Source organism: Breoghania sp. JC706, assembly GCF_037026715.1.
Classification (GTDB): Bacteria; Pseudomonadota; Alphaproteobacteria; order Rhizobiales; family Stappiaceae; genus Breoghania.
Window position 1 is genome coordinate 143,768 of sequence record NZ_JBANCG010000008.1, and the last position, 13,341, is coordinate 157,108.

Genomic DNA, 13,341 nt, shown 5'->3' on the forward strand with positions numbered 1-13,341 from the left:
CGGGCGGCCTCTCATCCGATCACGGGCGCCGCCGGCCTTTCGTCGGCGGCCGGACGCCCGGCAGAGCGTCGTAACCGAACGCATTCCGGGACAGGCCGATATCGGCAAGCATGTGATCATCGAGCCTGGCCAGCGCACGGCGGGTCTGCCGGCGCCGCCATGCCCGGTGAACGGTGCGCCATGCGAATTTGGACAGCGCGGTCAGCAGGGGCACCAACCGTCCTTGCGCGTTACGGGCGATCGTGTCGGGGGCATTCATTTTCTCACTCCGCTTTTCCTGTGGAAACAGCCCGGTTTTCCGGGCCCGCAGGGAGAGTGACAGACCAATCCTGACAACAGGGCGTCAGCTTTGATCACCCAATGTTCTCGTCGGTGATTTTCCGCTATTGAAGGAAAAAGGAGACGGCGACATGAACCCGATCGAGCGTGCCCTGGGGATCCTCTTGATGCTGACCGGCGGCAAGCTCGTCAGCGCAATCGCGCTTGCGGAGCGCTTCGAGGTGACGCCGCGCACCATCTACCGCGACATCGACCGGCTGCTGGCGCTCGGCGTCCCGGTGGAGGCCGAACGCGGGGCGGAAGGCGGCTACCGGCTCGCCTCCGGCTTCATCCAGCCGCCGGTGGCCCTGACCCGCAACGAGACGGCGGCGCTGCTGATCGCGCTGGCGCTCGTGCGGGGCCTGCGCGCCACCCCGCTTTCCCACGATCTCGTGACCGCGGAGCACAAGCTCGTCGCATCCCTGCCCCGTTCCGTGCACGACCTGCTGGTCAATGCCGAGAGGATCATCGGGATCGAGCCGATGCCGAGCGACATCTTCCATCACGGCACGACCAGCGCGCCCGCGGACGACTGGCAGGCCGCGCTCGACCGCTTCATGGAAGGGCTTCTGCTGTCCCGGCGGGTCCGGTTCGACCATCACAATCCCGCGCGCGATGTGCCCAGAGCCCACGAGGTGGAGCCGCTAGGCATCCTGTTCGACCGCAATCACTGGTATCTCGCAGGTCGATCCGTGGACGCCGACGCACTGCGCCTCTACCGGGCCGACCGGGTGCGCAACATCGAACTATCGGGCATGCGTTTCAGGCCCGACACGACCTTCACCATTCAGGATCTCGTCGGCGGGCAATGGCTCTCGCAGGCCATGCGGCGCTGGGAGCGGGAAGATCAGAGCATGTCCCGCATCGCCGTCGGCGCCGACCAGGCACGCACGCTGCGCGAGGACTGGTACTACCGCCACGCCGCCTTCACGCCGGACGGGGCAGGCCGCATCGTGATTTCGATTCCAAACACCGATCCTGCCGTCATCTGTCCGCTGGTGCGCTGGCTGGGGCCCGGAGCCGAACTGCTGGCGCCGACCGATCTGCGCGCGCGGCTCGCCGACGAACTGGCGCAGATGAGCGCGACTCACCGTTAGCGCCTCGTCCTCTTTCGGGCGCGGTTCCATCCGCCGAGACCGGCGATTACTGCCGGCGACCAGCGCCCTCATTGTCTCACTTCCTTCGCAGCGCCGATCATTCGCGAAATAAATGGAACACGATTACGCGAACAAAGACACATTTGTATTGACTGGCCGTTTTCACTGACGTTCGATGGTTCAAAAGAAAACGGAGGGAAATGTGGAGGGCTTCTTTCGGGCTTTGGCAATCCTCGATCGGGGCATCATGCGAGCTGTCACCTTGGCGGCACTGGCTGTCGGACTGACGTTGGTTTCCGGTCCGCAGGCGGGGCCAGTTCCGGCGCATGCCGAGCCCCAGACCGGGCCGCACCTGCATTTTGCGAGCGGCCACAACCCTCCTCTGTCCAACGATCAGCAAACCGGCTTCAACGACCTCATCCTGAAGGAGGCGCTTCGCCGGACCGGCATCGGGCTCAGCCTGCGCCGCGTGCCGACCGGACGCGCAGGCCCTCTCGTGAATGCGGGAACGGAGGACGGCTGCGGCCCCAGAATACTGGGATTTTCGAAGGCGTTTCCGGAACTCGTGGTCGTCGACGAACCGGTCATCACCTTCGAATTCGTGGCCTTCTCCCGAAAGCAGGTCATGTCCTTCAACGGCTGGGACTCACTCGGCGAGTACACGGTCGGCCACCTGACCGGCTCCGTGATCCTGGAGCGCAACGCCAAACGCCATGCGGGTGCCGCGATCAGCGTGCAAAGCGTGCCGCAGCTTTTCGAAATGCTCGAACGCGGCCGGATCGACATCGCCATCATCGAGCGCTGGACCGGGCTTCACGAAGTCAAGAAGCAGGGCTTGCGCGACGTTCGCATGCTCTCTCCGGATCTTGCGCGCAAACCGATGTACTTCTTTCTCAATCGCAAGTTTGCCCCCCTCGCCCCGCGCATCGCGCAGGCGATTCGCGAGATGAAACAGGACGGCACCTACGACCGCTTGATGGTGCATGCCCTCAACCCGCTTCTGGCCGAGTTCTGATCCGCCAGCTTTCGCCGCGCAGGCTCCCTGTCGCCCCCCACCCGGCCGCTGACGCACACGGATCTCAAAGAACGCCCGATACATCCCGCAGAGTTACACAGTATTCCCGCTGCTGGTCGTGCTTGCGGGAATTGCGGCAATGACCGGCGCACCGACTTGCACAGGCGGACGGCCCGGTGGGGATTTCCCGCCTGCTGCCTTGCTCTGGTCTTCAATTCGTGGCTGATACTCGAAGCCAGAATAACTGGATTGAAGGGAAACATGACGCGGAACCGGCCCGTCCGGCCGCCGTGCTCGTTCCGTTTCAAACCGCTAGCCCTGTCACTTTCGATAATGGACATGGACCGGACATTGCGAAATTGCCCCAGCCTTTCAACGGGCCGAGAATGGCCCGTTGCCTCCACAAACAAGGCTCACCATGTCTTTGCCTGATCGTTCTACCGAGATTGCCATCGTCGGTTACGCCGTTCGCCTGCCTTCGGCTCCCACCGTTACGGCTTACTGGTCGCTGCTCGACGAGGCCCGCTGTGCGATAACGCAAATCTCGCCCGATCGCTGGCCCCTGTCGCGTTTCGGACATCCTCGCGCGGGCATGCCGGGACGCTCGATCACCTGGGCCGCGGGACAGATAGACGACCCCTGGGCGTTCGATCCGGGCTTTTTCGGCATTTCGCCGCGAGAGGCGGTGCAGATCGATCCGCAACAACGTCTCCTGCTGCAGGTAACCTGGGAAGCGCTGGAACACGGCGCGCTGCGGCCCAGCGATCTCGCGGGCACCCGCACGGGTGTCTTCGTCGGCGCTTCCGCGCTCGACTACAGCCACCGCTTCCTGCTCGATCCCGCAGCCGCCGACGTGCAGTTCATGACCGGCAACACGCTGTCGATCATCTCCAACCGCATTTCCTACATTTACGATCTGCGCGGCCCGAGCTTCACCGTCGATACCGCCTGCTCCTCCTCGCTCGTGGCGCTCGACGCGGCGGCCGAAGCGTTGCGCGCCGGCCATATCGACACGGCGGTCGTGGCCGGCGTCAATCTGCTGCTCAGCCCCTTCGCCTTCATCGGCTTCTCGCGCGCGTCCATGCTGTCGCCGCACGGTCTGTGCCGGGCCTTCGATGCTGCGGGCGACGGTTACGTGCGCTCCGAAGGCGCGGCGGTCGTGGTCCTGCGCACGGCCTCGGCCGCAAGACGGGCGGGCAACCGCGAATTCGCGCGCCTCGTCGCAACCGGCGTCAATTCCGACGGCCGGACCGTCGGAATGTCCCTGCCCTCCTCACAATCCCAGGCCGACCTTCTGGGAGCCGTCTATCGCGACTTCGACCTCGACCCGAACGACCTCGCCTTCATCGAGGCGCACGGAACCGGCACCCGCGTCGGCGATCCGGCGGAGGCCTTCGCGCTCGGCGAAAAGCTCGGCAAGCGCCGTTCCGCGCCGCTTCCCATCGGCTCGGTCAAGACCAACATCGGTCATCTGGAGCCGGCCTCCGGGCTTGCCGGCGTGATCAAGTCCATTCTGGCGCTCGAACACGACCGCCTGCCCCGTTCCCTGCATTTCGAGACGCCCAATCCCGACATTCCCTTCGGCGAGCTGAACCTTTCTGTCGCGGGCGAGGCCGTCGCGCTCGGCAAGGCGGAAAAGCCACGGCTCGCCGGCATCAATTCCTTCGGCTTCGGCGGCACCAATGCGCACGCCGTGATCGCCGATGCGCCGCGCGCTCCGGCCCCCCACGATAACGCGACGGATGGTCCGCTCATCCTCTCGGCGCGCTCGGAAACCGCGCTGAAGGCACTGGCCGGCCGCTACGGCGACCACCTGAACGCGCTTGCGGCCGGGGAACGCGCGGCGGTCGCCGCAGCCGCCGCCTATGGCCGCGATGCTCTGGAGCACCGGCTTGTCGTGCTGGAGGAAGACGCGGACGCCCGTATCGCCGCCCTGCGCGCCTTTGCTGGCGGCGCGGCGGACGACAGCGCGCTCGTCACCGGGTCGGGCGCGGCGGGTGCGGCGCCGATCGTCTTCGCCTATACGGGCAATGGCGCCCAGTGGGCGGGCATGGGCACGGCCGCCTATCGCGGCAATGCCGTCTTCCGCGACGCCTTCGACAGGCTGGACCGCAAGTTCATGAGCCTTTCGGGCTGGTCGCTCGTCACCATGCTCTATTCGGCGGATCTGGAAAGCGAGATCGAGCGCACCGAGATCGCCCAGCCGCTGCTGCTCGCCATCCAGATCGCGCTGACGGAGGCACTTGCGGCCGAAGGCATCGTGCCCGATGCCGTTATCGGGCATTCGGTCGGCGAAGTCGCCGCCGCCTGGGCCGCCGGCATGATCGATCTCGACACAGCCGTGCGCATCATCCACGCCCGCTCCACGCATCAGGAAATGATCCGTCACCTGGGCGGCATGGCAGCGCTGCTTCTGTCGGCCGAGGACGCCCGCGCGGCGATCGCCGAAGCCGGCTTTTCCGGCATCGAGGTGGCGGCAATCAACAGTCCGCGCTCGGTCACCATTTCCGGCCCGTCCGAAAGCCTCGACGCCTTCGGCAAATTCGCGCGCGGAAAGCGGCTAGCCATGCGTCGGCTGGCGCTCGACTACCCCTTCCACTGCCATCTGGTGGACCCGATCCGCGAACCGCTTCTGGAAAGCCTCGGCGATCTGCACTCCGCAAAGCCCCGCTGCCGCTTCGTCTCCACCGTCTATCCCGAACGCGACGATCTCACGCTCGATGCCGGCTACTGGTGGGACAACGTGCGCGAGCCCGTGCGCTTTGCCGATGCGCTCGCGCGCCTGATCGAGGAGGGCTATCGCGTCGTCCTGGAAGTCGGCCCGATGCCGCTTCTGGGCGCCTATGCGCGCGACGTTCTGCGCGAAGCGGGACAGACCGCGACGGTGCTCGCGAGCCTCGAAAAGCCGAAGAAGGGGGCGAAGAAAACCGCGGATGGACGCGGCTCCGACGCGGCACTCCCAATCGGCCCCGTGCCGACGCCGCCGCCCGACCCCGTGGCTCCGATCGCCGCGCGCGTCGTCGCCCACGGCGGCAAGGTGGATCTTGCGCGCTTCGTCGGCGCCGCTCCGGCAAGGCCGGTGCCGTTGCCGCTTTACCCTTGGCAGAACAAGCCCTTCCAGCCGGAGACGAGCGAAGAGAGCATTCACTCCTTCACCGGCCGGCAATGGCCGCTCCTCGGCTTCCGGCTTCGGCCGGACCTCGCCGAGTGGTTCTCCATTCTCGATGCCGAGGTGAAGCCCTTCCTGGCCGATCACAGGGTGGAAGAGGCGATCGTCTTTCCCGCCGCCGGCTTTGCCGAAATGGCGCTGCGCGCCGCACGCATCTGGTACGAGAGCGATGCGGTGGAACTGCGCGATTTCGATATCCTGCGCCCGATGGTCTTCGACGAGGAGCGCAGCCAGGAAGTGCGGGTGCGCATCTCGCCGGACGACAGGGTGATCGAGATCGAGAGCCGGCCCCGGCTGGAGGATGTGGAATGGTCCCTCCACGCCAGAGGCACCATCGCCCGCCCTCCGAAGGTCGGCGGCGCGCCCGCAACGACACCCGTCGGGCCCCGATCCCGTCTCGAAGCCGAGGCGCTCTACGAACTGACCCGGCGCTACGGCCTCGACTACGGTTCGGCCTTCCGGCGCGCGACCTCGGTCGACATCGCCGACGAACGGCATGCGAGCGTGCATCTTGCCCCCGACGCCGAGGCGGACTTCTCGCTCGATCCGATGCTGCTCGATGCCGGGTTCCACGGCCTCTTCGCGCTGCTCGCCGAAAGCGGACAGAATACGGGCAATGTCAGCTTCCTGCCGGTGCGCATCGGCCGATTGCGGCTGACGGACGCAAAGGCGGTGCCGGTCACCGCCCGCATCGCGGTCACCAAGGCCTCGCCGCGCTCCATCGAAGCGACGTTCGAATACCTCGATGCCGACGGTGCCCTCGTCGCGCGGCTTGCCGGCACCCGGTTCCGGGCCGTGACGCTCGGGCGCGCCGATCAGCCGGACGATCTCGTCTACCGCACGCAGGCCATCGCCCTGCCACTGAAGGACGCCGCTTCGGCCGCACTCGTTGCCGCCCCAGAGCTTGCCGCCATCCCCGATCCCGACACGGTCGCACCGGAGAGCGAACCGGGCGAGGCGCTGCTGCTGGTGGAAGCGCTCACCCGCGCCATCGCGCTGGAGACGCTGGGCCGCCTTGCCGATACAGACGGCAGGATCTGTCCGGAAGATCTCGTCGCCAGCGGGGCGCTCGCCGAAAGCGCCGTTCCGCTGGCCTGCAGGCTGCTGCAATCGCTGCACGACGCGGAGCTCGCAGACGAGATCGGCACGGAGGAGAACGCGCAAACCTGGCAGCTCTGTCATGCGGAGGATCAACCCACGGCGGCCGACCTCCTGCGCACCGTCGCGCTCGATGCGCCGGAACGGATTTCCGAGCTTGCGCTGCTGGCAAGGCTCCACGGCGAACTTGGCGCCCACCTGCGGAACGGACTGCCCGCCGCAGCGGCCGAGGCTTTCGCCGCGCCGCTGTTGGAGCACTTCCTCACCGCCTCGCCCGGCTATGCGCCGCTTGCCGATGCGCTGGTCGCCTGCGTCGGGCGTCTTGCCGCCAGTTGGCCGGAACGAGAACCGATGCGCGTGCTGCTCGTCGGCGCGCGCGACGGGGCGCTTTCCGCGCGCCTTGCCGCTTGCCTCGATCCGTCCATCGCCACGCTCACAGTGACCGATACCGATGAAGGCAGCCTCTCGCGCGCCGCACGCCGCGCGGCCGGGCCCGGACACATCTCGCACCGCCCGCTTGCCGAAATCCTGGAAGAACACGGCGAGACGCAGCGGTTCGATGTTCTTCTCGGCGCAAGCCTGCTGAGCGACATGCCGCAGGCGGAATTCGCGGAACTCGTCGCGCGGCTTCGCCCGGGCGGCGTGACAATCGCCGCCGAGCCGGCGCCCTCCCCGATCCTCGACATGATCTTCGGTATCGGCGCCGACTGGTGGTCGGAGACCGTCACACCGGACTTCCCCGTCTCGCGCCTGCGCGGCCTCGACGAATGGCGCACAGCGCTCGAGGATGCCGGCTTTGCGGCGGTCGAAGGCATGCCGCTTGCCGCCGGCGACACCGACGCCCACCTGCTCGTCGCGCGCACCCGCCACGATGCGGCGCGCGTGGACGCACCGGTGATATCCGGGGATGAAGCCGCCAACGAAACGCACACCGCCCCGCGCATCGTCGTCATCCACGATGCGGAGGGCACATCGCTCGATGTCGCCAGCGCGCTGGCGGACACCATGGAGCGCAACGGCCTTGCCGCCGAGCGGGTGGTTGCGGATGCACAGACGCCGGACCGCATCGCGCAAGGGGCCGATGGCAACACCCATATCGTGCATCTGGCCGGCGCCTTCGCGCGCAGCGGCAGCGACAACGCCCGCGTGGAGGCGCGCACGGCCGGGATCGTCGATCTTCTGAAGGCGCTGAACGGCCGCGAGGCGCGGTTCTGGCTAGTGGCGCCCGATGCGATGCAGGCGATCGCCGGCAGCCGGCAGCACGACCCCGTACAGGGCGCGATCTGGACCTTCGGCCGCGTCGCGCTAAACGAATTCCCCGACCTTTGCCTCAGGCTCGTCGATATCTCCGCCGTCCTGGCTCCGGGCGAATTCGCGCTCCGGCTCGCCGACGAGATCCTCGACCCTTCCGACGAGCGCGAGATCGTACGTGACATGGACCGCCGCGCCGGGCTGCGCCTCGTGCACGGCGGACTTCTGGACGCAGACGATACCATCGCGCCGGGGGCGGATCTCGCCGCCCGCCTCGACATTCCCCATCAAGGCGCGCTCGACGAGCTCGTCTGGCGCACCGTCGAACGTCCCGCACCTGACGGCTCGGAAGTCGAGATCGAGGTGCAGGCAAGCGGCCTCAACTTCCGCGATGTGATGTGGGCGCTGGGTCTTTTGCCGGAAGAGGCGCTGGAAGACGGTTTTGCCGGCCCCACCCTCGGCATGGAATGCGCGGGCGAGGTCACCCGCGTCGGCCCCGACGTCACGCGCTTTGCGCCCGGCGACCGCGTCATCACCTTCGCGCCGGCCTGTTTTGCAAGCCACGTCACCGTCACCGAAGGCGCGCTCGCGCCGATGCCGCAGACGGTAAGCTTCGAGGAGGCGGCGACCATCCCGGTCACCTTCCTCACCGCCTATTACGCGCTGATCGAACTCGCCCGGCTTGGCGAGGGCGAGACGGTGCTGATCCATGGTGGTGCCGGCGGCGTCGGGCTCGCGGCCCTGCAGATCGCCAAATGGCGCGGCGCGACCGTCATCGCCACCGCCGGCACGCCGGAGAAACGCAATTTCCTGGCGCTTCTCGGCGCCGATCACGTCTACGACTCGCGCTCGCTCGATTTCGCCGAAGAGATCATGGAGCTGACCGACGGCGAGGGCGTCGATGTGGTCCTCAACTCGCTGTTCGGCGAGGCGATGGAGCGGTCCATTGGCGTGCTGAAGCCCTTCGGCCGCTTCCTGGAACTGGGAAAGCGCGACTATTACGGCAACACCCGTGTGGGCTTGCGTCCGTTCCGCCAGAACCTCTCCTATTTCGGCATCGATGCCGACCAGCTGCTGACCCGCCAGCCGGAGCTTGCCCGCAGGCTGTTTTCCGAACTTGTCGCCCTCTTCGATGAAGGCGTGCTGGCGCCGCTGCCCTATCGGCTGTTCGATGCCGGATCGGTGGTGGAAGCCTTCCGCGTCATGCAGCAGTCCGGCCATATCGGCAAGATCGTGCTCGGCCCACCGACCGCGCCCGAACCGCGCCCCGCCCCCTCCCCGATCGATTTCTCCGGCGAGGCGGTCCAGGTCATCGTCGGCGGCTTCGGCGGCTTCGGCACGGAGCTTCTGAACTGGCTGGTTGACCATGGCGCCCGGCACCTCGCCGTCATCGGCCGCTCCGGCGGACAGCGCGAGGAAGCGCGCGAGACCATCGCGCGGCTAGAGGCGCGCGGCGTCACGGTTCGGGCGATTGCCTGCGATGCCACCGAGCGCGCCGCTCTCGCCGAAGCGCTCGACGCCATCCGCGCCGACATGGGGCCGATCGGCGGCGTGTTCCACACCGCCATGGTGCTCAACGACACGCTGATCGCCAATCTCGACCACGACGGCATCGCCCGCGTGCTGCCGCCCAAGATCGCGGCCGCCGATCATCTCGACGCGCTCACAGTGGACGATCCGGTCACCACCTTCGTGCTCTTCTCCTCCGCGACCACGCTCGTCGGCAATCCCGGCCAGGCGAACTACGTCGCCGCCAACGGTTATCTGGAGGCGCTTGCCCGACGTCGGCGCGCGCACGGCAAGCCTGCGCTGGCGGTCGCCTGGGGCGCGATTTCGGACGCCGGCTATCTGGCGCGCAACACCGAGGTCAACGACCTGCTCGCGCGCAAGCTCGGCAGGCACGCCCTCACCGCCGCTGAAGCGCTGTCCGGGCTTTCGCGGCTGCTGTCGCTGCCGGCGGAGCGCCAATCGGATCCGGACCTTGCCGCGGTCGCCTACGCGCGTATCGACTGGGCGCAGGCGCAGCGGGATCTGGCCCTGCTTTCCACCCCGCTCGTTGCCCAGCTCGGCATCGGTGCCGGCAACGACGGGATGGAGGAAGGCGCGGTCGACCTTGCAGCCATGCTGGAAGGCCTCGACGGCGCGGCGGCGGTGCAGACGGTCGCCCGCCTGCTGTCGGGCGAGATCGGTCGCATCCTGCGCATCGCGCCGGAGGAAATCGTTCCCCACAAGCCGCTTTCCGACATCGGCATGGATTCGCTGATGGCGCTGGAGCTGCGCATGGCGGCCGAACGCCAGCTCGGCATCGACATTCCGCTCATGTCGCTGGCGAACGGCGCCAGCCTCAACGACCTGTCGATGCGGATCGTGCGGCGGGTGCGCGGCGAGGAGACGACGACGCTCTCTGCCGACGCGCAATCGCTTGCGAGCCATCACCTGGGGGAGGACGGCGACGCGGCGGACGGCCGGGATCTGGAGGGTCTTGCCGCCAGGGTCGAGGAGACGAGCCGGCACGTCGGCAAGCTGCTGAACTGACCTGCATCCCATTCTGCCGCGCGGGGCGACTTACCTGCGCGGCACGGGGCCGGAGAGGCCCGCAACCGGACAAGGACGAGACGCATGGCGGGACGACGCGGGATCGGCGGACTTTCGGGCGGCGAACGCGACAAGCTTGTGCAGTCGCTGCGCGCCGGGCGCAAAAGCGCTCAGGAAACGCGTGCCGCCGCGCCGAAACGGCCGCAAGCCGCCGCCGCTTTCGATTTTTCCACCCTGCCCGAGATCAAGCAGCTACGCATGCAGCGGGCCGCCGCCGACATGATCGGCGTCGAGAACCCCTTCTTCCGCCCCCATGACGCCACCGCCGGGGCGCGCACGGAGATCGACGGGCGGAGCTTCGACAACTTCGCCTCGTACAACTATCTCGGCCTGTCGGGGCACCCGGAAGTGATCGCGGCGGCCAATGCGGCGACGGAGACGTACGGCACGTCGGTTTCGGCGAGCCGCGTCGTTGCCGGCGAGCGACCCATCCACCGAGAGCTGGAAGCCGCCCTTGCGCGCCTGCACGGGGTGGAGGACGCGATGACCTATGTCTCCGGTCACGCCGCCAACGTCTCCACCATCGGCCATCTGCTGGGACCCGACGACCTGATCCTCACCGATGTCCTGATCCACAATTCCATTGCCGAGGGCGCGCGGCTTGCGGGGGCCAAGCGGCTCAACTTCCCGCATGGCGACCTCGACGCGCTGGAGCGCCTGCTTGCCTCCAACCGCCACATGCACGGCCACGTGCTGATCGCCGTCGAAGGCCTCTATTCGATGGACGGGGACTTTCCCGACCTGAAGCGGCTGATCGCACTCAAGAACCGCTACGACGCCTGGCTGCTCGTCGATGAGGCGCATTCGCTGGGCGTTCTGGGGGCGACCGGGCGCGGGATCGCGGAGGAATACGGCGTCGATCCGGCCTCGGTCGAGATCTGGATGGGCACGCTGTCGAAGACGCTCGCATCCTGCGGCGGCTACATCGCCGGCTCCAGCGCCCTTTGCGAGTACCTGAAGGCGACCGCGCCGGGCTTCGTCTACTCCGTCGGCATGGCGCCGCCGCTTGCCGCCGCCGCGCTGGCCTCAACCATCATTCTGGAACGCGAACCGGAACGCGTGGCGCGGCTCAAGGCCAACGGCCATCACTTCCTGCAGGCGGCGGCGGATGCCGGGCTGGATACGGGGCCATCGGCCGGCTACTCGGTCGTGCCCGTCATCGTCGGCGACAGCGTGCAGGCGGCCATGCTCGCCAATGCGCTGCTGCAAGACGATCTCAACGTGCTGCCGATCATCTTCCCGGCGGTTGCCGAGAAGGCCGCCCGCCTGCGCTTCTTCATCACCAGCGAGCACACGGGCGAACAGATCGAACGCGCCGTCGCCCGCACGGCGGAACGTCTCGCCCAGATCCGGGCAGGCGGCTCCGGCCTGAAGGCGTTGCTGGACAAAGCACGCTGAGGGGGCACGCTGAGGCAAGCGGGCCGGAATTGCGGCGCGGGTGGAGCCCGGGTCCGGTCCGCTCTGGGTCCACCAGTCCGGAGCGAGCGGCCCATCCTTCGAGACGGCCTTTCAGGCCTCCTCAGGATGACGTTTTCGTGCTGATAGTTTTATGAAATCATCAACATACACTACATCATCCTGAGAGCCCGGCCCGAAACCGATAAAGGGTTGTGCGATTTCGACCATTCCCCTCATGCCCCACCGCCGTCATTGCCCGGCGAAGTCCGGGCAATCCACCTCCAGCCGCAGCATTCGGCGTGCGCTGGATCACCCGGACTTCGCCGGGTGATGACGATGGAGGGGTATGAAAGCGCTTAGACTTCGACGCGAAGAACCGGTTACCATTTTCGGGCCAACCTCTGGGGAGGCCTGAAAGGTCGTCTCGAAGGATGGCCCCCAAGAGCCACACCTCCCCCTCCCCCACTTAAGAAATTGATTCAACTCCCGCACCGCGCCATTTCGCGGTCCCGCCCCGACATAACGCGAAAAAGTTCCATATTCTCGCGCCTCAGAGGTCCTTTCGCGGATCCCTCTTCACGCCGGCCGTCATCGGTGCGTAGCAGAGATCGGACGCCCAGGCCGGGAGGAACTTCGACAGCCGGATGCCGAGGGCGAGCGGGAAGGGAAAGGCGCGGAAGGGCTTCCCCTTCTCCGCCGCGCGCTTGATGATCCGCGCGGCCTTTTGGGCCGATATCTCGAATGGCTTGGCGCCCATGTGGCGGGCCGACATCGGCGAGGTCACGAAGCCGGGACAGATCACCGTCACGCCGACTTGATCGCGCCGCAGCCAGCCGCGCAGGCTCTCGCCATAGGCGATGAGCGCCGCCTTGGTCGCAGAATAGGACGGCATGTCCGGCAGGCCGCGCATGCCGGCAAGCGACGACATCAGCACGATCCGTCCCCCCTTGCGGGCCCGCATCCGCTCCACCAGCGCGGAGACGGTGTGCACCGCGCCCTTGTAGTTGACATCTGTCAACCAATCCGCGTCCGCATCGCTCTCCCGGCTCCGGCCCTCCCCCAGGCCGCAGGTCACGCCCGCATTGGCGATCAGCAGGTCGACCGGGTGGGCCGTATCATGCGCCTCCAGAAACCGATGCAGCGCCTCCCTGTCGCGCACGTCGATGCCCGCCGTCGTCACGTTGGCCCCGGCCTCACGGCAGGCGTCCGCCAGCGGTTCGATCCGCGCCGCATCGCGTGCGATCAGCGCCAGCACGACGCCGGGCCGGGCAAAGGCCCTGGCGAGCTCGGTGCCGATGCCGCCGCTCGCTCCGGTGATGACGATGCTGCGAAAGTCGTTCATGACGTCCTGCCGTGAGATCGCGCCGGAGCGGCCGCACTTGGCCCGGCGCGTTGAGAAA

6 protein-coding genes are annotated in these 13,341 nt (G+C 67.5%); 4 read left to right on the forward strand and 2 right to left on the reverse strand.

All coding sequences use genetic code 11. The features are described from left to right. Nucleotides 1-19: 19 nt before the first annotated feature. Entirely contained in the window at nt 20-259 is a 240-nt protein-coding gene (locus tag V2L18_RS17590) for a DUF1127 domain-containing protein (RefSeq protein ID WP_336179606.1), read from the reverse strand. A gap of 151 nt (nt 260-410) precedes the next feature. On the opposite strand from V2L18_RS17590, the gene V2L18_RS17595 reads away from it, so the two are divergent. The 4 genes from V2L18_RS17595 to V2L18_RS17610 all read left to right on the forward strand — a co-directional run bounded on the left by V2L18_RS17595 (nt 411) and on the right by V2L18_RS17610 (nt 11,941). Further along, complete coding sequence (locus V2L18_RS17595) at nt 411-1,415, forward strand: WYL domain-containing protein (protein ID WP_336179607.1); 1,005 nt, start codon at nt 411-413, stop codon at nt 1,413-1,415. 247 nt (nt 1,416-1,662) lie between these two features. Then, nucleotides 1,663-2,430: a transporter substrate-binding domain-containing protein gene (locus V2L18_RS17600; protein WP_336179608.1), complete on the forward strand. Its 768-nt coding sequence runs from the start codon at nt 1,663-1,665 to the stop codon at nt 2,428-2,430. 418 nt (nt 2,431-2,848) lie between these two features. Then, nucleotides 2,849-10,483, forward strand: a complete 7,635-nt coding sequence (locus V2L18_RS17605) for an SDR family NAD(P)-dependent oxidoreductase (RefSeq protein ID WP_336179609.1) — start codon at nt 2,849-2,851, stop codon at nt 10,481-10,483. An 84-nt stretch (nt 10,484-10,567) separates the two neighbouring features. Further along, entirely contained in the window at nt 10,568-11,941 is a 1,374-nt protein-coding gene (locus tag V2L18_RS17610; protein ID WP_336179610.1) for an aminotransferase class I/II-fold pyridoxal phosphate-dependent enzyme, read from the forward strand. A gap of 550 nt (nt 11,942-12,491) precedes the next feature. On the opposite strand, the gene V2L18_RS17615 is transcribed toward V2L18_RS17610, so the two are convergent. After that, nucleotides 12,492-13,283 carry an SDR family NAD(P)-dependent oxidoreductase gene (locus V2L18_RS17615; protein ID WP_336179611.1) on the reverse strand — a complete coding sequence of 264 codons (792 nt, stop codon included), beginning with the start codon at nt 13,281-13,283 and terminating at the stop codon, nt 12,492-12,494. Nucleotides 13,284-13,341: the final 58 nt, after the last annotated feature.